The 21,646-nt window shown below is 63.1% G+C and carries 16 protein-coding genes; 12 read left to right on the top strand and 4 right to left on the bottom strand.

Translation table 11 applies throughout. The annotated features are described in order from the left end of the window. Window positions 1-85: 85 nt before the first annotated feature. Window positions 86-1,420 (bottom strand): Na+/H+ antiporter NhaC family protein, encoded by a 1,335-nt coding sequence (locus tag OKB87_RS03495; protein ID WP_016351189.1) that lies wholly within the window; start codon window positions 1,418-1,420, stop codon window positions 86-88. Between the two features lie 310 nt (window positions 1,421-1,730). Here OKB87_RS03495 and dapB point away from each other — a divergent pair, with 310 nt between their 5' ends. From dapB to OKB87_RS03470, 5 genes are all read left to right on the top strand, one after another. Continuing rightward, window positions 1,731-2,543, top strand: a complete 813-nt coding sequence (dapB, locus tag OKB87_RS03490) for a 4-hydroxy-tetrahydrodipicolinate reductase (RefSeq protein ID WP_011706537.1) — start codon at window positions 1,731-1,733, stop codon at window positions 2,541-2,543. A 688-nt stretch (window positions 2,544-3,231) separates the two neighbouring features. Beyond that, window positions 3,232-4,368 (top strand): glutamine-hydrolyzing carbamoyl-phosphate synthase small subunit, encoded by a 1,137-nt coding sequence (gene carA / locus OKB87_RS03485; RefSeq protein ID WP_242798424.1) that lies wholly within the window; start codon window positions 3,232-3,234, stop codon window positions 4,366-4,368. Window positions 4,369-4,384: 16 nt separating this feature from the next. Further along, window positions 4,385-7,621, top strand: a complete 3,237-nt coding sequence (carB, locus tag OKB87_RS03480; RefSeq protein WP_270826485.1) for a carbamoyl-phosphate synthase large subunit — start codon at window positions 4,385-4,387, stop codon at window positions 7,619-7,621. 486 nt (window positions 7,622-8,107) lie between these two features. Next, entirely contained in the window at window positions 8,108-9,766 is a 1,659-nt protein-coding gene (gene leuA / locus OKB87_RS03475) for a 2-isopropylmalate synthase (protein ID WP_270826484.1), read from the top strand. Window positions 9,767-9,926: 160 nt separating this feature from the next. Next, window positions 9,927-11,111, top strand: a complete 1,185-nt coding sequence (locus OKB87_RS03470; RefSeq protein WP_270826483.1) for a DUF1615 domain-containing protein — start codon at window positions 9,927-9,929, stop codon at window positions 11,109-11,111. Window positions 11,112-11,165: 54 nt separating this feature from the next. Here the strand turns inward: OKB87_RS03470 and OKB87_RS03465 are convergent, their stop codons facing one another. Continuing rightward, complete coding sequence (locus OKB87_RS03465) at window positions 11,166-12,020, bottom strand: nuclease-related domain-containing protein (RefSeq protein ID WP_270826481.1); 855 nt, start codon at window positions 12,018-12,020, stop codon at window positions 11,166-11,168. Between the two features lie 222 nt (window positions 12,021-12,242). Then, window positions 12,243-13,199: a hypothetical protein gene (locus OKB87_RS03460; protein WP_270826479.1), complete on the bottom strand. Its 957-nt coding sequence runs from the start codon at window positions 13,197-13,199 to the stop codon at window positions 12,243-12,245. A gap of 222 nt (window positions 13,200-13,421) precedes the next feature. Here OKB87_RS03460 and OKB87_RS03455 point away from each other — a divergent pair, with 222 nt between their 5' ends. From OKB87_RS03455 to OKB87_RS03425, 7 genes are all read left to right on the top strand, one after another. After that, window positions 13,422-15,005, top strand: a complete 1,584-nt coding sequence (locus tag OKB87_RS03455; protein WP_270826478.1) for a CHASE4 domain-containing protein — start codon at window positions 13,422-13,424, stop codon at window positions 15,003-15,005. Between the two features lie 230 nt (window positions 15,006-15,235). After that, complete coding sequence (locus tag OKB87_RS03450; protein WP_270826476.1) at window positions 15,236-15,886, top strand: DedA family protein; 651 nt, start codon at window positions 15,236-15,238, stop codon at window positions 15,884-15,886. A gap of 95 nt (window positions 15,887-15,981) precedes the next feature. Next, on the top strand, window positions 15,982-16,515 hold the full coding sequence (speG, locus tag OKB87_RS03445; RefSeq protein WP_016351180.1) for a spermidine N1-acetyltransferase: 534 nt from the start codon (window positions 15,982-15,984) through the stop codon (window positions 16,513-16,515). Window positions 16,516-16,766: 251 nt separating this feature from the next. Continuing rightward, complete coding sequence (locus tag OKB87_RS03440) at window positions 16,767-18,062, top strand: DEAD/DEAH box helicase (protein ID WP_016351179.1); 1,296 nt, start codon at window positions 16,767-16,769, stop codon at window positions 18,060-18,062. Between the two features lie 99 nt (window positions 18,063-18,161). Further along, complete coding sequence (locus OKB87_RS03435) at window positions 18,162-18,800, top strand: DUF2913 family protein (protein ID WP_017410886.1); 639 nt, start codon at window positions 18,162-18,164, stop codon at window positions 18,798-18,800. Between the two features lie 268 nt (window positions 18,801-19,068). After that, window positions 19,069-20,112 carry a M35 family metallo-endopeptidase gene (locus OKB87_RS03430; protein ID WP_039216042.1) on the top strand — a complete coding sequence of 348 codons (1,044 nt, stop codon included), beginning with the start codon at window positions 19,069-19,071 and terminating at the stop codon, window positions 20,110-20,112. Window positions 20,113-20,176: 64 nt separating this feature from the next. Then, the gene (locus OKB87_RS03425) at window positions 20,177-20,611 is read left to right on the top strand and encodes a hypothetical protein (protein WP_043162924.1); all 435 of its coding nucleotides are present in this window, start codon (window positions 20,177-20,179) and stop codon (window positions 20,609-20,611) included. 19 nt (window positions 20,612-20,630) lie between these two features. Here OKB87_RS03425 and OKB87_RS03420 read toward each other — a convergent pair whose 3' ends face one another. Beyond that, complete coding sequence (locus tag OKB87_RS03420) at window positions 20,631-21,629, bottom strand: questin oxidase family protein (RefSeq protein WP_429076349.1); 999 nt, start codon at window positions 21,627-21,629, stop codon at window positions 20,631-20,633. Window positions 21,630-21,646: the final 17 nt, after the last annotated feature.

Below are 21,646 nucleotides of genomic sequence, written 5' to 3'. Positions count from 1 at the left end.
GACAGGCGATCACCTTAACAAGGCCGCGCCGGGTTGAACAGCGCGGCTCGGCCGCCGGATCCTCGGGGACCCGGCGGCCGCACTATCAGGCGTGGGCGGCTTTGCGCATCTGGTGCTTGACGAACACCGCCACTAGGGCGGCCAGCGCCAGCGCCATGGGGTAGAAGCTCATGCTCACCACCGCCAGCGGCGAGAGGGCGAAGATGGAGCCCAGCAGCAGTGCCTGGGCACCCCAGGGGATGAGCCCCTGCACCACGCAGGAGAAGATGTCGAGCATGGAGGCGGCGCGGCGCGGGGTGACCCCGTGATGATCCGCCAGCTCCTTCGCCACCTTGCTGGCGACTATGATGGCCACCGTGTTGTTGGCGGTGCAGAGGTTGGTGAGGCTCACCACCCCGGCGATGCCGAGCTCGGCCGCCTTCTCGTTCTGCTCGCCGTCATGCTGACGGGTGAAGCGGGCGATGAGGGCGCTGATGCGGGCGCTGATCCAGGCCAGCCCCCCCTGGCGCTCCATCAGGGCGCCGAGGCCGCCGATCAGCATGGAGAGCAGGAAGATCTCCTGCATGCCGGTGAAGCCCTGATAGATGTCCTTGCTGAACTGGCCGAGGGGGTAATCCCCCAGCAGGCCGACTCCGCCGGCCGCCAGAATGCCGAGCCCCAGCACCATGAAGACGTTCATGCCAGAGAGGGCCAGCACCAGGATCAGCAGGTAGGGCATCACCTTGAGCAGCTCGACATGGGCCTCGGTGGCGGGGGCATCCCCGACCGACCCCAGGGTCAGATAGAGCAGGATCACCCCGATGGCGGCCGGGGCGGCAATCTTGAAGTTCTCGCGAAACTTGTCCTTCATCTCGCAACCCTGGCTGCGGGTGGCAGCAATGGTGGTGTCGGAGATGATGGAGAGGTTGTCGCCAAACATGGCGCCGGAGAGGATGGTGCCGGCCATCAGCACCGGATCGATGCCGGCGGCCTGGGCCACGCCGAGCGCCACCGGTGCCACGGCGCCGATGGTCCCCATGGAGGTGCCCATGGCGGTGGCGATGAAGGCGGAGATGAGGAACAGCCCCGGCAGCAGGAACCAGCCGGGGATGAGGGAGAGGCCGAGCGCGACCGTGGCATCCACCCCGCCGGTGGCCTTGGCCACGGTGGCGAAGGCACCCGCCAGCAGATAAATGAGGCACATCGCCATGATGTTGCTGTCACCGACCCCTTTGAAGAAGGTCTCGAGGTTCTTGTTGAACCCCTCCTTGCCCAGCACCAGCGCCAGCATGACGGCGGGGAGGGCGGCGACGGGGGCGGGCAGCTGATAGAAGGCGAACTCGACCCCCTGCAGGGTCAGCCAGGTGCCGGTACCGATAAAGAGAGCAAGAAAGACCAGCAGAGGCAGCAGGGCTCTGGCGCTGGGTTGAGTCTGGATCATGTGTTCCTCGATGGTTGAACATGACCTCCCTGTCTCAGCCAGCCCGCAGTGGGGTGAGCGTGGCGGGCATCCTGCCGCTATGGGGCGTCTACAGTAGTGAGTCATGCCCGCCGGGTCAAGATAGCCGTCCAGATGGATACTGCTTTTTGTCTTGTGATTTTGCTTAATTGATTAAATCCGTCAAATATTCGGATTTAAAGAGATATGTCGTTGAATTTTCGGGTGGCTAACGGCGGCCACGGCGGGCTTTTCAAAGCGGGCGCAGGCTGGTAAAACGGTCTCTTTCCTTAATAGAGATGAGAGGGTGGAGATGGACAATCCGATCCGTGTGGCCGTGATGGGCTGTAATGGTCGTATGGGCAAGGTGCTGCTGGAGGCGATCAGCCATGCCGAAGGCGTGGTGGTCGGGGCGGCGCTGGAGCGACCGGGCTCCGCCGTGATCGGGCTGGATGCCGGCGAACTCAACGGGCTGGGTCGGCTCGGCGTCATCATCAGCGACAGCCTGGACAAGGTACGGGACGAGTTTGATCTCATCATTGACTTCACCCGCCCCGAGGTGACTCTGGCCAACCTGGCCTTCGCCCGGGCCCACCACAAGCAGATGGTGATCGGTACCACCGGCTTTGACGACGCGGGCAAGGCGGCACTCAAGGCCGCCGCCGGCGAGATCGGCATCGTCTTCGCCTCCAACTACTCGGTCGGCGTCAACCTGGTGTTCAAGCTGCTGGAGCAGGCCGCCAAGGTGATGGGGGATTACACCGACATCGAGATCATCGAGGGGCACCACAGACACAAGGTAGATGCCCCGTCCGGCACCGCGCTCTCCATGGGCGAGGTGGTGGCCAAGACGCTCGGACGTGACTTGAAAGAGTGCGCCGTCTACGGCCGCGAGGGGATCACCGGCGAGCGGGATCGCAACACCATCGGCTTTGCCACCATTCGCGCCGGCGATCTGGTGGGGGAGCACACCGTCATGTTCGCCGACATCGGCGAGCGGGTGGAGATCAGCCACAAGGCCTCCAGCCGCCTCACCTTCGCCAACGGTGCGGTACGCGCCGGCAAGTGGCTCAAGGGGCAGGGTGCCGGCCTCTATGACATGCAGGACGTGCTCGGCCTCAAGTAACCACATCAGCTGACCCCCGGGTCCCCGTGGTGCGCACAAAGGGGCTGCCCGGCCCGTTCGTCTGTTAAAAACCCCGCTCATGCGGGGTTTTTTATTAGTGATTTTGTATAAATGGCGCTTACGCAGCGATTTTCATGCGAAGTGGTATAAACCCTTCCTCTCTGCTACTGCGCCGGATCTGCCATTGCACAAATGTCATCGGCTGGTAACGAAATTGGGCCTCAATAGCCCCTGTCAGGGCATTTTTTTACATCCATCAAAACAGACTAAAAATTCAAACACAGAAAAACGTTTTACATTTTTCAAGGCCACTCATCCTCCCTAAAAAAGCTGCTTGCAGGCGTTGAGATTTTTTATATGAAACTTCAATTCATTGTTTTTTAAGGATTAAAAATTGGTTTTTGTATCAATGCTGGCCTCTTGGTCTGGATTGGCAGCAACTTTTGCCTTTTCTTTTCAGGGTGGGGGTTGCAAAGCGATTGAGTGCATAGATAATGGGTAATGTTGCTTGTTTATTGAATTTAGATGCATTTCGAATGAGAAAAGACGTTGAAATGCGATCGTTTTTAAGTAGAATGCGCCCAATTTGCCAGAAATCTGCCGGGTTCGAGTCCTGTCCAAGGCCGGAACCGAGCCCGCAACACCCAGGTAAATTGCTGAATTTAAAGCTAAATAACTGGAGGTTGTCTTGAATCACACTGCATTGCTAGTGCTGGAAGATGGAACTGTGTTCAAAGGCGTGTCGATAGGCGCCGAGGGATGTTCCGTTGGTGAAGTGGTTTTCAATACGTCGATGACGGGCTATCAGGAAATCCTCACCGATCCCTCTTATTCCCGTCAGATAGTCACCCTCACTTACCCCCATATAGGCAACACCGGCACCAACAGCGAAGATGAAGAGTCCAGTCAAATCCACGCACAGGGATTGATCATCCGGGACCTACCGATACTTGCCTCCAATTTCCGCAATCAGCAATCCCTCTCCGAATACCTCAAGTCTCACAACATCGTTGGCATCGCCGACATCGACACCCGCAAACTGACCCGCATCCTGCGCGAGAAAGGCGCCCAGGCTGGCTGCATTCTGGCCGGGAAACAGGTTGATGAAGCCTATGCCCTCGAACAGGCCCGCGCCTTCCCCGGCCTGAAGGGGATGGATCTGGCCAAAGAGGTCACGGTTGACGAGGCGTACAACTGGACCGAGGGCAGCTGGCAGCTTGGCAAGGGGCACGTCACCCCGGCTGCCGACCAGCTCAAATACCACGTGGTGGCCTATGACTTTGGCGTCAAGCGCAACATCCTGCGCATGCTGGTGGACCGCGGCTGCCGCCTGACCGTGGTGCCGGCCAAGACCCCGGCCGCCGAGGTTCTGGCGCTGAACCCGGATGGCATCTTCCTCTCCAACGGCCCCGGTGACCCCGAGCCGTGCGACTACGCCATCGAGGCCATCGAGGCTTTCCTCAAGACCAATATCCCGGTGTTCGGCATCTGCCTGGGTCACCAGCTGCTGGGTCTGGCCTCCGGCGCCAAGACCATCAAGATGAAGTTCGGCCACCACGGTGCCAACCACCCGGTGAAGAGCCTGGACGACAACACCGTCATGATCACCGCCCAGAACCACGGCTTTGCGGTGGACGAGCAGACCCTGCCGGCTTGCCTGCGCGCGACCCACGTCTCCCTGTTCGACGGGTCACTGCAGGGCATCCATCGCACCGACCGTCCGGCCTTCAGCTTCCAGGGTCACCCCGAAGCGAGCCCGGGCCCGCACGACTGTGCCGGTCTGTTCGACCACTTTATTGAATTGATCAAGCAGTATCGCGCTTAAGAGGAAAAGAGAAGCCATGCCAAAACGTAACGACCTACAGAGCATCCTGATCCTCGGCGCCGGCCCCATCGTCATCGGCCAGGCCTGCGAATTCGACTACTCCGGCGCCCAGGCCTGCAAGGCCCTGCGCGAGGAGGGCTACCGCGTCATTCTGGTGAACTCCAACCCGGCCACCATCATGACCGACCCGGAGATGGCCGACGCCACCTACATCGAGCCCATCACCTGGGAAGTGGTGCGCGAGATCATCAAGAAAGAGCGCCCGGACGCCATCCTGCCCACCATGGGTGGCCAGACCGCGCTCAACTGCGCGCTGGATCTGGAAAAGCACGGCGTGCTGGCCGAGTTCGGCGTGGAGATGATCGGCGCCACCGCCGATGCCATCGACAAGGCAGAAGACCGCTCCCGCTTTGACAAGGCGATGCGCAGCATCGGCCTGGAGTGCCCGCGCGCCGGCATCGCCCACAACATGGAAGAGGCGTGGGGCGTGCAACAGATGGTGGGTTTCCCCTGCATCATCCGCCCCTCCTTTACCATGGGCGGCTCCGGCGGCGGCATCGCCTACAACCCGGAAGAGTTCGTCGAGATCTGCGAGCGTGGTCTGGACCTGTCGCCGACCAAGGAGCTGCTCATCGACGAGTCGCTGATCGGCTGGAAAGAGTACGAGATGGAGGTGGTACGGGATCGCAACGACAACTGCATCATCGTCTGCGCCATCGAGAACTTCGACCCCATGGGCATCCACACCGGTGACTCCATCACGGTCGCGCCAGCCCAGACGCTGACCGACAAGGAGTACCAGCTGATGCGCAACGCCTCCATGGAGGTGCTGCGCGAGATCGGCGTCGAGACCGGTGGCTCCAACGTCCAGTTCGGCATCAACCCGAAAGATGGCCGCATGGTCATCATCGAGATGAACCCGCGGGTGTCGCGCTCCTCTGCGCTCGCCTCCAAGGCCACCGGCTTCCCCATCGCCAAGATCGCCGCCAAGCTCGCCATCGGTTACACCCTGGACGAGCTCATGAACGACATCACCGGCGGTCGCACCCCGGCCTCCTTCGAGCCGGCCATCGACTACGTGGTCACCAAGGTGCCGCGCTTCAACTTCGAGAAGTTCGCCGGCGCCAACGACCGCCTGACCACCCAGATGAAGTCCGTCGGGGAAGTGATGGCCATCGGCCGCAACTTCCAGGAGTCCCTGCACAAGGCGCTGCGCGGCCTCGAGACAGGCAAGACCGGCTTCGACCCCATGGTTGACCTGAACGCCCCTGACTCCCTGACCCGCATCCGCCACGAGCTGCAGGATGCCGGTGCCGAGCGTATCTTCTACATCGCCGACGCCTTCCGCGCCGGCCTCTCCATGGACGGCGTGTTCAAGCTGACCAAGATTGACCCCTGGTTCCTGGTGCAGATTGAAGAGCTGGTGAAGCTGGAAGAGCAGGTAAAAGAGCGCGGCATGGCCGGCCTCGATGCCGATTTCCTGCGCGCCCTCAAGCGCAAGGGCTTTGCCGATGCCCGCCTGGCCAAGATCCTCGGCGTGGCCGAAGGGGAAGTGCGCAAGCTGCGTGCCCGCCACAACATCTTCCCGGTCTACAAGCGGGTCGATACCTGCGCCGCCGAGTTCGCCACCAACACCGCCTACATGTACTCCAGCTATGACGAGGAGTGCGAGGCCAACCCCACCAACCGCGACAAGATCATGGTCATCGGTGGCGGCCCGAACCGTATCGGTCAGGGCATCGAGTTTGACTACTGCTGCGTACACGCGGCGCTGGCCCTGCGCGAAGACGGTTACGAGACCATCATGGTCAACTGCAACCCGGAGACCGTCTCCACCGACTACGACACCTCGGACCGTCTCTACTTCGAACCGGTCACCCTGGAAGATGTGCTGGAAATCGTGCGCGTCGAGCAGCCCAAGGGCGTCATCGTCCAGTACGGCGGCCAGACTCCGCTCAAGCTGGCCCGCGCCCTGGAAGCCAACGGCGTGCCGGTCATCGGCACCAGCCCGGATGCCATCGACCGCGCCGAAGATCGCGAGCGCTTCCAGTCTGCCGTCGAGCGCCTCGGCCTCAAGCAGCCGGAGAACGGCACCGTCACCGCGCTGGAGCAGGCGGTGCTGACCGCCGAGCGCATCACCTACCCGCTGGTGGTGCGCCCCTCCTACGTGCTGGGTGGCCGCGCCATGGAGATCGTCTATGACGAGCAGGACCTGCGCCGCTACTTCGCCGAGGCGGTGAGCGTCTCCAACGAGTCGCCGGTACTGCTGGACCGCTTCCTGGACGACGCCACCGAGGTGGACGTGGACGCCATCTGCGACGGCGTGGATGTGGTCATCGGCGGCATCATGGAGCACATCGAACAGGCCGGCATCCACTCCGGTGACTCCGCCTGCTCCCTGCCGCCCTACACCTTGTCCAAGGCCATTCAGGACGAGATGCGCGAGCAGGTGCGCAAACTGGCTCTGGAGCTTGGCGTGGTCGGTCTGATGAACGTGCAGTTCGCGGTGAAAGACAACGAGATCTACCTCATCGAGGTGAACCCCCGTGCCGCCCGTACCGTGCCGTTCGTCTCCAAGGCCACCGGTGCCCCGCTGGCCAAGATCGCCGCCCGGGTGATGGCCGGTCAGAGCCTGAAGGAACAGGGCTTTACCACTGAAATCATCCCGCCCTACTACTCGGTGAAGGAAGTGGTACTGCCGTTCGCCAAGTTCCCGGGCGTGGATCCGCTGCTGGGGCCGGAAATGCGCTCCACTGGCGAAGTGATGGGGGTGGGTAGTAGCTTTGCCGAAGCCTATGCCAAGGCGCAGCTGGGTGCCGGCCATCAGGTGCCGCGCGAAGGGCGTGCCCTGCTCTCCGTTCGCCACAGCGACAAGGAGCGGGTGGTGAACCTGGCCGCCAAGCTGCTGGAGCTGGGCTATGACCTCGACGCCACCCACGGCACCGCCGTGACCTTGGGGGAGGCGAGCATCAACCCGCGTCTGGTCAACAAGGTGCACGAGGGCCGTCCGCACATTCTGGATCGCATCAAGAATGGCGAGTACACCTACATCGTCAACACCGCCGAGGGTCGTCAGGCCATCCAGGACTCCAAGCAGCTGCGTCGCGGCGCCCTGCAGCACAAGGTGGCCTACACCACCACGCTGCACGCCGCCTTTGCCACCTGCATGGCCATCAGCGTGGATGCCACCGCCAACGTCAACTCGGTGCAGGAGCTGCACCAGAAGGTCGAAAGCCAGCTGAAAAGCCGCTAAGACCGCGTGATGAAGGAGGGACGCCTCCTTCGTGACCCGATACAACCCCGTCAGCGATGGCGGGGTTTTTTATTGGCAAAGAGATCAGGTGCCTATGGCAACGGGCGTCACCGAGCAACAGGCTCTGGGTGACATTCACCCCTTATGAACCGGAAAAAGTGACAATGATTGTGCAATAGATGTATTTGACAGCGTTCTTTGCAATCTATCGCCCGCGTTACCTCTCTATACTGGTTTCTCGTCACAGGATTTATCGACCCAGGTCGTCTGCGCCTGCCAACGCAGGGGCGAGCAGATCGGGCCCGCAGCCTTATCGGGTTGTGCGGCCGGCCCCCACTTACCGGAAGGGGCCACAGGAAACCGGGCGTGGGGCTACCGCCGCACGACCGGCCAGGGCCAGCGTTACCGCGCCAACCCGCTTCCCCTCCTTGTCCCCGTCAATCAGCCCAGCCGTACCACCAGGACATCTGCCAAGGGAATCAGAATATGAGCTTCGATCATCGCAAATACCGCCGTGCCCCTGTCATCAATCTGGCGGATCGCCAGTGGCCCAACCGGGTGCTGGAGCGGGCCCCGCTCTGGTGCGCGGTGGATCTGCGCGACGGCAACCAGGCGCTGGTCGAGCCGATGACGGTGGCCCAGAAGCTGCAGATGTGGGCGCTGATGGTGCACATCGGCTTCAAGCACATCGAGGTGGGCTTTCCGGCCGCCTCTCAGCCTGATTTCGACTTCGTGCGCGAGCTTATCGACCGCAACCTGATTCCGGACGACGTCACCATCCAGGTGCTGGTGCAGGCGCGCGAAGATCTGATTGCCCGTACCTTCGAGGCCCTCAAGGGGGCCAAGCGGGCCATCGTCCATGTCTATAACTCGGTCAACCCGACCCAGCGCAACTATGTGTTCAACTCAGGGCGCGAAGGGGTCAAGGCCATCGCCGTGCAGGGGGCGCGCTGGGTGCGGGAGTATGCGGCCCGCAACCCAGGCACCGAATGGAGTTTTCAGTACTCGCCGGAGAGTTTCAGCAGCACCGAGGTGGAGTTTGCCGTCGAGGTGTGTGACGCGGTGATCGACCAGTGGCGCCCGGCTGCCCGCCCCATGATCCTGAACCTGCCCGCCACCGTGGAGGTGAGCACCCCCAACGTGTTTGCCGATCAGGTGGAGTGGTTCTGCCGCCACCTCAAGGCGCGCCCGGAGGTGAGCATCTCCATTCACACCCACAACGATCGGGGCTGCGGGGTGGCCGCCGCCGAGCTGGCGGTGCTGGCGGGGGCGGATCGCATCGAGGGCACCCTGCTCGGCAACGGCGAGCGCACCGGCAACATGGACATCGTCACCATGGCCATGAACCTCTACAGCCAGGGGATCGACCCCGAGCTCAACCTGGCGGACATGGATGCCATCGTCGCCACTGTGGGTGCCTGTACCCAGATTGCCCTGCACCCGCGCCACCCGTATGCCGGCGAGCTGGTCTACACGGCGTTTTCCGGCAGCCACCAGGACGCCATCCGCAAGTCTCTGGCGGCGGAGAAGCCGGATCACTACTGGGACGTGGCTTACCTGCCCATCGATCCTGCCGATCTCGGTCGCAGCTACGAGGCGGTGATCCGCATCAACAGCCAGTCCGGCAAGGGGGGCGTCACCTACCTGCTGGAGCGCGACCTTGGTCTGCAACTGCCGCGCTGGCTGCAAATTGACTTCAGCCGCCGGGTCCAGGCCGAGGCCGAGGCTTGCAGCAGCGAGATAAGTCCGGAGCAGATCCGCACCCTGTTCGAGCGCCACTATCTCGAACCTGCCCACGGCTATCGCATCGGTCGCTTCCAGCTCGGTCGCGACAGCCAGGAGAGCCTGCGCCTCGAGCTGCAGACCCCGACCGGCTCGCTGCAATTGAGTGGTGAAGGGGAGGGGGCCATCACGGCGCTGGTCAACGGCTGGCAGCGCCAGACCGGGATGCACATCGACGTGCTGGACTACTCCGAGCATGCCTTAAGCGCTGGCACCGAGTCTCGCGCCGCCGCCTATGTGCTGCTGAGTGTCGACGGGACCCGCACCTGCGGGGTGGCCATCGGCCGCGATGTGGTCAGCGCCTCCCTGCAGGCGGTGATCAATGGCGCCGCCCAGATAGAGGCGCTGCGCCAGAGCGCCTGATCCCGGCGCCGTCTCGACCCTTGGGGGCCCTCGCCACGCAGGCGGGGCCCTTGTCATTGATGGCTTCTGCTCCCCGTCCCAATCCTCTACAATGCCCTGCCTGTCTGCGTCCGGATACCCTTTGCGGGTGCCGTGACGCCTCATCCACCGGGAAGCATTCATGTCTCATCTCATCGTCTGTCGTCATTATCTGGCCCCGCTGCTGGCCACCTTGCTGCTGGCCGCCTGTGCCAGTGAACCCGTCAGTCAGGGCGATGCCAGCAAGCCTGGCAGCGCCGCCGTCACCGGGCCGGCCATCGCCAGACCCGCCCCGCTGCCCAAAGCCCAGGTCCCCCGGGCGCCTGCCAGCATGCAGTCACGCATCGTGCGGCTGCTGCCGGCCCGCACCGTGGATCGCAACGGTTGGGCCCAGGATATCGTCACCGCCCTCGCCAAACAGGATCTGGCGGTGACCGACGAGAACGTCTGCTCCGTGCTGGCGGTGGCGGAGCAGGAGTCCACCTTTCAGGCCGACCCCGTGGTGCCGGGCCTTGGCAAGATCGCCTGGAAGGAGATCAACGCCCGCGCCGGCAAGCTGCTGATCCCCGAGTTCGTGGTGCGCACCGCGCTCTCCATCAACTCGCCCACCGGCAAAACTTACGCCGAGCGTATCGACAAGTTGCGCACCGAGCGGGAGATGAGCGAGATCTTCGAGGACATGATAGGGGAGGTGCCCATGGGCAAGACCCTGTTCGGCAACATGAATCCGGTACGCACCGGCGGCCCCATGCAGGTGAGCATCGCCTTTGCCGAGGTCAACACCGACGGCTATCCCTATCCGATCAAGGAGTCCATTCGCCACGAGGTATTTAGTCGCCGTGGCGGCATCTGGTTCGGCACCCGCCACCTGCTCAACTACCCGGCCCAGTACCCGGATCACCTCTACCGCTATGCCGACTTCAATGCCGGCTGGTATGCGAGCCGCAACGCCGCCTTCCAGGCGGCGGTGAGCCGGTTGAGCGGCAAGCCGCTGGCGCTGGATGGGGATCTCATTCGCTACGACTCCGAGCTGCCGGGCAAGACCGAGCTGGCGGTTCATACCATCGCCGGCCAGCTCAACATGAGCACGCAGGCCATCCACCAGAGCCTGAAGCTCGGCGACACCAGCGAGTTTGCCCAAAGCGATCTCTACCACAGGGTCTTCGTGCTGGCCGACCGCAAGGCGGGCAGCCGGTTGCCCCGCGCTGTGCTGCCGGGGATCTCTCTCAAGAGCCCCAAGATCACCCGTAACCTCACCACCGCCTGGTTTGCCAAGCGGGTGCAGTGGCGCCAGCGAACCTGCCTGAAGCGGCTGGGGTCGCTGTAACTGCAATAACAAAGGCGGCCAATGGGCCGCCTTTGTTTTATATCGTTAAGTGGATCAATTCCCCTGCAAAATGCCTCTACATTTTGGAAATCCGCTGCATCCCCAAAACTGATTGCCCTTGTTCTCCCCCCGAGTTGCGGTGCGCAATACCATGGTGCTGCCACATTTGGGGCAGATCGGGGGTGGATTGTCCGGTGGCGATACGCTTTGTGAGGGTGGGTTTGCAACGGATTGCCTGACAGGTGCGCGGGTGGAAACATGGTTGGCGGATGGGTCGGCATGACGCACCTTGAGCTGGGTGACATGCTGCCGATGGGTTTTCCAACTGGCGGCCAAGCGGCCTTGCTGAATGGTGTCGACAATCCGAACGACGTCGGCGGTGCTCAAGACGGGAGTGGTCTTGCTCTTGATATAGCTGACTAGGCCGCGACGCATGACGTTCTCCGGCATGGGGGTCTTGAAGGTGCAGTCGCCAATAAAATAGACGATGGAATGCAACTGGTGATCCGCCAGCCCCAGCAGGGATTTGAGGGTCATCAGGTGCAGATAGTTTTGATGCAGCGGATTTTGAAAGCCGTGCCGGCGTCGAAACAGCTGCTGGGTCCAGCGCTTGTGGCTGGGATTGCCGAAGATCCACCCTTTCATGTTCTTGGTTTCTATCACGAATACCCCGAAGCGGGAGACGAGCACCTGATCGATTTGGGTGCTGCCCTGCTCGAGCGGCAAGGTGACATTGCTCAGCAGATGATATTCCTGCCGGTCGAGAAAGAGCCGGATGCTGAGATTGAGCAGCCACTCCCCGATCATGCCCTTGAACCAGGGGCTCTTGGCGATGGTGGCCAGCAAAAACAGTGGCAGCAGAAACCAGAGCTGGTTCAGCAGAACGGCCATCAGGGCGGTAACGTCCATGTCATCTCTCCTCGCTCCCGATACCTCTCCCTGGTGACGGGGCACTCTTATGGTATGAGCCTGGTGTGGCACCACAGGATTGGCGCCATCCGGAAAATGGGGTGCCGAAATGAGCACTGTAGCGAGTTGACCAGAAGGAATGTGTGACCGCTTGCACCAACTGAGCGGCGCATCACTCTTTTTGTGTCAACGCCAGAGAGGGAAGCAGCCGCAGGGAGTGGCCTAGAAGCTCATCGCCAGCCCGACGCCGTAGCCGCTGGTGTTGTGGCTGAACATATAACGGGCCACCAGCCGGGTACGGGTGACGAAGATATCGTACTTGCTGCTGTCGAGCTCCACCCCGAGGCCGAGGGAGTTGAGGGAGTTGAAGCCGAGCAGGCCGCGCTGCTCGCCCAGGTATTCGGTGCGGGCTCCCTCCATCACGTAGCGCACGGGTTTGCCCAGCAGCGTCAGATTGCCGATGGGGGCGCGGCGGCGCAGATAAAGGCCGAGGTTCTTGGCGTTGGCTTGGCCGGTCACGCTGGCGGCGGTGCCGCCAAAGCTCTGCAGGTGCTGATAGGAGTAACGCAGCTCGGCGTCGATGTCCTGGGCTGGGGAAAACAGTTCGTAGTCCAGCATCATGGCGCCACCGAGGCCGTAGACGTCGAGCCGGCCGCCATCGAGAAAATCGAGGTTTTTGCCGGTGTACTGGCCCAGCAGCCAGTTGCCGATGCGCAGATCGCTCGCCACCGTGCCGAGGGTGACGTTGCCGATGGGGCGCAGCACCCAGTTGCCGCCGTGGCTGTCCCGGTGCAGCCCTATGTCCCAGCCGATCCCGCCGGTGGCCGTCAGGCTGTTCCACTTGGTGGGAACGGTGCGGCTCTCGCTGCCGTTGCTGACCACGAACTGGGGATCGTAGCGGCTGAACCCCAGGGTTCCTTCCAGATAAATCGGCACGCTCTCGCTCATGGTGGCGCCACCGCCGACCTGGGTCATGTTGAGCGCCGCCGACTGGTTGGTGCCGCTGCCGATGTTGATGTTGCTGGCGGTGATGTCGGGTACCACGGTAAAGGTCATCAGGGAGACCACGGCGTTGGCGCGCTGCTGCACCAGCGAGTCGTCGTCGGCCATGGCCTGACAGCTGCACAGCAGGCCGAGCAGCAGGGCGGGGCGAAGCGGAAGGGTGAGAGGTGTGAGCATGCCGGGATCCCGTGAAGCCTCTTCCGATGAGGCACGGTTACACTGTAGCGATTTTTTGTTCGCTTGGCAGCCCCAACCGTGAGCCGGATGACGCCATTTGTGCCCATTCACGCCATGGCGCCGCAGGCTGGTCGCTCTGGCGAGCTTTTTCGCGCAAGGGGCAGGCGCAGAGGCAAAATCCATTAAACTCAATGGGTCACCTGTTCGGGAGTGTGGGTAAAGATGAAGATCAGCCGCAAGATTACGCTGACCATAGTGCAGACGCTGCTGCTGTTGCTGGGGGTCGGCTATGTCGGCCTTCATTATGTGGTAGGCAACAAGTTCGGCGAGCTGGAGCGCATGAGCGTGGAGCGCAACCGCGAGCGGGTCCGGGCCGTGGTGCAGGCCGAGCTTGGCCAGCTCACCATGCTGGGGCAGGACTGGTCCGAATGGGACGAGACCTACGCCTACATGGTGAGCCGCGATCCCGCCTATCTGGCGGCCAATCTCAACGTGCGCACCTTCGAGACCCTGGGGGTGGATCTGGTGGCCCTCTATGATGCAGACAAGCAGCCGCAGGCGGCGTTTGCCTATCATGGCGGCCAGCTGGTGACGCAGACGCCGGCCCAGCTGGCGCCTCTTACCGATTATCTGGTGCGCTACGGCAGCCTCAAGCCCAATGCGGGCATCTGGTTTGACGGCGAGCGCTACTACCTGCTGGCCGCCACCCAGATCCTGACCAGCGAGGGGGAGGGGCCGAGTCGCGGCACCCTGCTGCTGCTTAAGGCCTTCACTACCCGGCTGGTCCATCAGCTGCAAAAGCGCACCAATCTCTCGCTCTCCTTTTTGAGCCCGCAGCAGCTGGCCACCAGCCTGGGGGTCACCACCCTGGCTCGGCTCAGGGCCAACGACAGCCTGATCCTGCCGCAGGAGGAGCGACTGCTCACCCTGGCCCAGATCGATACCCTGCAGGAGGACTCCCCCCTCATCTTTCGCTTCACCCTGCCACGGGATCTGATGCTGGAGGGCAAGGCCATCGAGCGCCACATCTTCTGGCTGCTGAGCCTGGGAACCTTGCTGTTCGGGGCCCTGGTGCTGCTGATCCTCAACGGTTATATCGCCGCCCGTCTGCAGCGGCTGAGCGCCAATCTGCGGCTCATCGGCGACGATGGCGCGGTGCGCCGGCTGCTGGTGGAGGGCAACGACGAGATCTCCCAGGTGGCCATCGACTGCAATCGGATGCTCGATCATCTGGACAGCCTGCGTCAGCGCCAGCTCGACAGCGAAGCCCGCCAGAAACTGCAGCACGGCGCCCTCATTCATCTGGCCAAGAGCGATCTGCTGAGCGGCGAGGATCCGGGTCAGGCGGCGCGCCACATCAACGAGGCGATCTGCTCTGGCACCGGCGCGGCGCGGGCCAGCGTCTGGTTCAGTGCCGAAGATAAGCAGAGCATGTACTGCCAGGATCTGTTCTTTTTGCCCAAGCTCCATCACCAGCAGGGCTTTCACCTGCCCTATGCCTTGATCCAGGGGCGCTACGAGGTCTCCAAGCCCGAGCATGAACCCTGCCTCATCCTGCGCGAGCCCTACGATCTGACGCGCTTTGGCGCCATGCTGGCCCAGCTCGGGCTGGAGGGGCTCTCCGGCACCATCCTGATGGCCCCCCTCAAGCAGGGGGATGAGCTGCTCGGCTTCATCATCGCCGAGCGGGCCAGGCTGAGCGAGGTATGGCATCCCGACGAACTCGCCTTCGTGCTGTCGGTGTGCGATCTCTCGGCCCAGACCCTGCTCACCCTCACCAAGCTGCAGCGCCTCAAGCGCAGTTGACGCCATTTTGCTGTCTGGGCCCCTCCAGCCGGAGCGGGCCCGATTTTTTTGCTGGCCCTGGCCGATTATCTCCCCTATCCATGACCTGTATTAATTTCTTGTTCACTTGGCCGGGTGTATAACGGGCCACCCTCAGGGAGAAAAGGGGTTGGCGACAGGGAGGGTCTGCCGCACCGGAGGCCGTCAGGCCGCCCAGGATGGATGCTCACGAAGTTGATGGGAGTCACCAGATGCAGGACATGCTGCTTGCCATATGGCAACAGGACTTTGACCAATTGATCCAGATGCAGGCGGTGGGCCTGCTCGTCACCTGCCTGGTGGTGATCCTTTTTCTCGAATCGAGTTTCGTGTTTCTGCCCCTGCCCGGCGACAGCCTGGTGCTGCTGGCCGGCGGGCTGGTGGGGATGGGGGTGCTCGGCCCCGAGGTGACGCTGCTCTACATGCCGCTGGCGGCCGGGCTGGGCAGCCTGATCGCCTATGTGCAGGGCCAGGCGCTGCACGGCACCGCCTTCATGGGCCACGTGGAGCGAATGATCCCGGACGGCAGCCTGCCACGGGCCTCCCGCCTGCTGCACAACTACGGCTTCTGGGCCATGTTCTCCTCCCGTTTCGTGCCCTTCGTGCGGGTGCTGACCCCCATGCTGATGGGGGTCTCGCGGCTGCATCTGCCGCGAGTGATGCTCGCCAGTTTTGCCAGCGCCTTCCTCTGGGCCCTGGTGCTGAGCCTGGTGGGCAAGGCGGTGATGGCGGCCCCGCTGTTCGCCCAGTATCACGAGTTGCTGACCAAGTGCCTGCTGGTGACCTCCCTCGGCCTGTTCGTCATCGCCATGGCCGCCATCGCCATCCGGCTGCTCAAGCGCCCGACCAACCGCATTCGCTGACCGGCCGGGGCAGGGGCCCCGCCGTCTGTTGCTCTCATTCTTCATGGCGCCGCCGCCCCTGGCTGGCGCCCCTTCACGCTGCAAGCAGGTACCTTATGTCATCCCACGACACCTTGACCCTTCGCCCCCTCGAGCGCGAGGATCTCAAGTTCGTCCATCAACTCAACAACAACGCCAGCATCATGCGCTACTGGTTCGAGGAGCCTTACGAGGCGTACATGGAGCTGGCCCAACTCTATGACAAGCACATCCACGACCAGCACGAGCGCCGTTTCATCCTCGAGGTGGCGGGCGACAACGTGGGGCTGGTGGAGCTGGTGGACATCCGCAGCATCCATCGCCGCGCCGAATTCCAGATCATCATCGCCCCCGCCCATCAGGGGAAGGGCTATGCCAAGACCGCCACCTTGAAGGCGATGAAGTACGGCTTCAATGTGCTCAACCTGCACAAGCTCTATCTCATCGTCGATCGGGACAACGCCCGGGCGATCCACATCTATCAGGAGCTGGGCTTCGAGCCGGAAGGGGAGCTCAAAGAGGAGTTCTTCATCGATGGCCAATATCGCACCGCCATTCGCATGTGCCTGTTCCAAAGAGACTTCCTGGCCCAGAATGGTCGAGGTGGCTGAACTCCCGCACGGACGTGAAGGGCTGCTGGCGGGGCGTGTTCGCCTTGCCAGCCAGGCAGCTCTGGCCCCATGAAAAGGGCGCGTATTTGAGGCAGAATTTGCGCCATCTATCTGTTACACTTCGCGCCCGCCATTTTCCGGCCACTCTCTGACTTGATGTCAGGCACAGCCGTCGGTGGTCTGCACCGACTTTTCGCTCATGCCGAGCTAACCAAGCCAGCCACAGTCCAGCTGGAACACAGGAACCCATTATGAGATTTGAATCGTTCGATTTTGCCCCCGAGATTTTGCGCGCCATCTCAGAGTGCGGTTATCAGGAGATGACCCCTGTGCAGCAGCAGGCGATCCCGGCCATTCGCCGCGGTCGCGACGTGCTGGCCAGCGCCCAGACCGGTACCGGCAAGACCGCCGCCTTTGCCCTGCCCATCCTGCAGCGGCTGGTGGACAATCCGGCGCCGGTGCAGCCTTCCAACGCCCGGGTGCTGATCCTGACCCCGACCCGCGAGCTGGCGGCCCAGGTGGCGAGCAACATCAATGACTTCGCCAAGCATCTGGATATCACCACCCTCACCATCTACGGCGGTGGCAAGCAGGATGTGCAGGCCAGAAAACTGAAAGCGGGCGCTCACATCATAGTAGCGACCCCGGGCCGGCTGCTGGAGCACCTCACCGCCTGCAACCTGAGTCTCTCCGGTGTCGAGTGCCTGGTGCTGGATGAAGCGGACCGCATCCTCGACATGGGCTTCAGTGCCGATGTGCAGCAGATCCTGCAAGCGGTCAACAAGACCCGTCAGAACCTGCTGTTCTCCGCCACCTTCTCCGAGGCGGTGAAGAAGCTGGCCAACCTGATGCTGGACAAGCCTCAGATAGTGAGCGTCAACAAGCAGAACTCAACCGCCGATACCGTCAGCCACACCGTCTATCCGGTGGAGCAGAAGCGCAAGCGCGAGCTGCTCTCCGAGCTCATCGGCAAGCAGAACTGGCCGCAGGTGCTGGTGTTTGCCAGTACCCGCGAGAGCTGCGACGAACTGGTGGCTGAGCTGAACCTCGACGGCATCAAGTCGGCCGTGGTGCACGGCGACAAGGCGCAGGGCAGCCGTCGCCGCGCCCTGCGCGAGTTCACCGAAGGCAAGCTGCGGGTGCTGGTGGCCACCGAAGTGGCCGCCCGTGGCCTGGACATCCCGGATCTCGAGTACGTGGTCAACTATGATCTGCCGTTCCTGGCGGAAGACTACGTGCACCGCATCGGCCGTACCGGCCGCGCCGGCAAGAGCGGCATGGCCATCTCCTTCGTCAGCCGCGAAGAAGAGCGCACCCTGCTGGAGATCGAGGCGCTGATCGGCCAGAAGATCCGCCGCATCATGGTGCCGGGCTATGAGGTGAGCAGCCGCGACGAGCTGATCAAGCAGCTGCAGGAGCGTCGCCGCTTCGGCAAGCGCCCGCAGCGGGAAGACAACGCCGCCGCCCAGGCCATGGCCGAGGCCAAGCTGCAGGGCCAGCGCCTCAAGCGCCTGGCTGCCGCCAAGAAGCCGCGCCAGCCGAAATAAGGCGCGCAGGCCGCTCTATTGAACCGCAAAGGCGCCACTGGCGCCTTTGCCATCTCTGTCATCGGTGTTGACCCCTGGTGGTCAACTCAAGGATTGCTTATGACCGCTCCTACCTACAATCAGGCTCTGTTCGAGATGGCCAGCCAGAGTCTGGCCGAACTGGCCCGCACCGCCGAGCAGAAGGCTGGCAAGCGTACCCCGGCGCAAGAGAGCCATTTTCTCTGCACTTGGATGGCTGACTCCCTCAAGGAGAAGCGCTTCTCCCGGCTGGTGATGGAGGATTTGAAGGATTGGGTGCAGCTTGGCCGCACCCTGGGGGCCGGCGCCGATCTCAAGGGGCTGCTTGAGCGGATCATGAGCCAGTATGAGCGGGCCATGGCCGAGCCGACCGTGCTCGGCAGCCGGCTGGCCGCCCTGTTGGCCGAGCTCGCGGCCGAGGGTTGGTTAGTGATTACCGACAGCGAGGTGAGTGCCAAGCTGCGCCTGCAATCGGGCGGTCAGCCGAGCCTCATCATCAGCGCCAGCGAGTATCAGGGCCACATCGAGGCGGGCGAGCTGGTGAAGCCGCTCACCCTCTATGTGCGCGGCGACGAGGCCCGGCTGGCACGGGCGGCCTTTGCCCACCGCCTGCTGCTGAGCCAGGGCAACAAGAAAACCACCCTGGTCAAGCACCACAAGGCTTACCGGCTGGTGCCGGGCAACGCGCAGCCAGCGCTGGCGCTGCTGGTAGGCCCCTGAACAGGGAGTGCTCCATCTGTCTGATACCCCGGCCCGGTGCCGGGGTTTTTTATGAGCGCGGGGCGGGGTGGCAGGCAGGGGAAAGGGGGAGGGCGGCGCGACTCTTGTCGCAGCAAGAGGGGCATCTGGCATTCCCCCTATCCTGGGGGGCGTCCCCCATATGGTGGGATGGTCGCGGAAAAAAACTGCTCTAGGGTGAGTGGGCCCCAAAGAGGGCCTTGAAGGAAGCAAACCGCCTGACAAGGCGACACTCAATGAATGAGGAAACATGATGAAAGCGACTCCCATTGCCCTGTTGCTGGCCGGCGTGCTGGCCTCCCCGCTCTGCGCCGCAGGGCTCGATGCCCAGCTCACCCTGGTGGATGGCAACAGTGACGACGTACGCGTCAACCTGACCCTGACCAACAGCGGGGACAAGCCGGTTCGCCTGCTCAAATGGCAACTGCCGGGCAGCGAAGATGCCCCCCTGTTCTTGGTGGAGCGGGATGGCCAGCCGGTCAGCTACGAGGGGGCCCTGATCAAGCGGGCCGCACCGACCGATAAGGACTTCCAGCTGCTCAAGGCCGGCCAGAGCCTGACGGTGCAGGCCGAGGTATCCGGTCTCTACGACATGAGCGCCCAGGGCCAGTACAGCATCCGCTACCTGCTGCCGACGTTGCCGCAAGAGGCGAAAGCCGCCAAGGCCAAGCAGGCCCAGGCGAGCGAATCCAATGCGGTGACCCTGTGGGTGGACGGGGTGAGTGACGAGCGGGTGCTGGCCAAGGCGGCCCCCCTGGCCGAGCCGCAGGCGGTGACCGCGTCGGTCAGCTTCAGCGGCCGCTGTACCAACACTCAGAAGAGCGACATCCTGGCGGCGCTCGATGCGGCCAGCGGCATCACCAACAACTCCAGCAGCTACCTGGCGGTGGACAAGCCGGAAGGCCAGCGTTATCGCAGCTGGTTTGGCGCCTATGATGCCTCGCGCTGGGATCAGGCCGAGACCCACTTCAGCAAGATCAAGGATGCCATCGACAACAAGCCGCTCACCTTCGACTGCGGTTGCAAGCAGAGCTACTTTGCCTACGTCTATCCGGATCAGCCCTACAAGGTCTACCTGTGCAAGAGCTTCTGGACCGCACCGGTCAGCGGGACCGATTCCCGTGCCGGCACCATCGTCCACGAGCTGAGCCACTTCAACGTGGTGGCGGGCACCGACGATCTGGGTTACGGTCAGGCCAATGCCCGCAACCTGGCGAAGACGGATCCGGTCAAGGCGCTCAACAACGCCGACAACCACGAGTACTTCGCCGAGAATACGCCGAGCGAAAACTGATTTGCCGACCGGGGGCCGCAAGGCCCCTTCTTGTCCATGCCGTTTGTCATAGGAAGGAGCGACCATGATGACACTCTTGCTCACCACCCTGGCGCTGGCCCCCCTGCAGTGCGATCTGTCGGTCAAGGCACAAAGCCGGGTCAACGAGCCGCTGCCGCTGGTGATGACCCTGACCAATCGGGGGGAGGGGCCGCTCGAGGTGCTGAGCTGGTTCACACCGTTCGAAGGCTGGTTTGCCGATGCCATCGATCTCACCCTCGATGATAGGCCGATACCTTACAAGGGCCCGCTGGCCAAGCGGGGCAACCCGGGCGGCGAGGATTTCTTCTTGCTGGGGGCCGGTCAGCAGAGCCAGGCCGACGCGGATCTGACCCTGGTCTACGATCTCTCCCACCCCGGCCGCTACCAACTGAGCTACCGCGCCCAGCCGCTGACCCTGACCCGGGGCGTGGCTCCCCGCTGCCCCGTCATTCACTTCACCCGGCTGCCCGCCTCCTAGGGCAGCCTCTGCGTACTACCTAGATGGCATCCGGCTCGGTGAGAGGCGCCAGCAGCCCCGCCGCACGGGCGGCCACCGCCAGATAACGGTCTGCCAGCAAAGGCCTGGCGAGTCCCTCTCGCCAGCAGCAATGCACCAGCTTGATCACATGATCGTCGAGACTCGCCACCGCCCGGGCCAGCACGTTTTGCCACGACAGCTTGCCGGTATCGGGCCAGACCGGCGCCTGCAGTGACGGCGCGCCGACCGTGACATAGGCGGCCGCCACCGCCTGCCACATCAGGGTCTGCCAGCGCGCTTGCCATGGCGTGGGCAGGTGGCTGGCGACGATGGCGGCGGCGCGACTGCCGGTCACCATGTGCAGCACGGTAAAATTGCCGGTCTGCCAGTAGAGGGCGAGGGCCGCGTCGGCCAGCTGCACCAGCAGATCCGATGATGCTACCTCGCTCGGCAACCCGCTTGCCCAGGTCGGCGCATCCGTCACCTGCCGCAGTCGCTCGGTGATCCACTCGCCCCGCCAGCGTGCGCCTTCCCACTGCCGGGCCAGCGCACTCAGCAAAGTGTCGATATCCTGCACCGGCGCCCGCTGCCCGGCCGGCACCCGCAAGGGTCTGCACTGCCAGGCGGCCAATGCGGCGGCCTGCTCTCCCTGATGGCCATTTTCCAGCGCGCAGGCGAAGCGGATCAGCGGATGGAAGGCGCCGCCGGCCGGTGAAAGACCCTGCTCCAGCAGGCTGGCAAAGGTGGGCAGCCACCCCTCGTCGGCCAGCCGTGTTGCCAACTGCTGACGCAGCCGGACAAACTGCAGCTCCTCCTCATCCCCCTGCTGTTGTTCACCCCCCGGCAGGGCATAGTTGGTCTGCCAGTGTGCGAAGAACTGCTGCAGCTGGCGGGGATTGGCGCCCATCTCGAGCAGGGCGTGCAATGCCATCGGGCAGTGGTTGGTGGTGCCGCGTCCGTTGAGGGCAAAGGCTCGATTGGCATCGAGCAGATGATGAAGATGATGAAGATGATGCATAATCATTTGACTCCTTT

This window comes from Aeromonas sp. Y318-1, from assembly GCF_027706125.1.
GTDB classification, from domain to species: Bacteria; Pseudomonadota; Gammaproteobacteria; order Enterobacterales; family Aeromonadaceae; genus Aeromonas; species Aeromonas hydrophila.
Note: the sequence above shows the minus strand (reverse complement) of the source record. Positions and strands in the feature narration are given on the sequence as shown.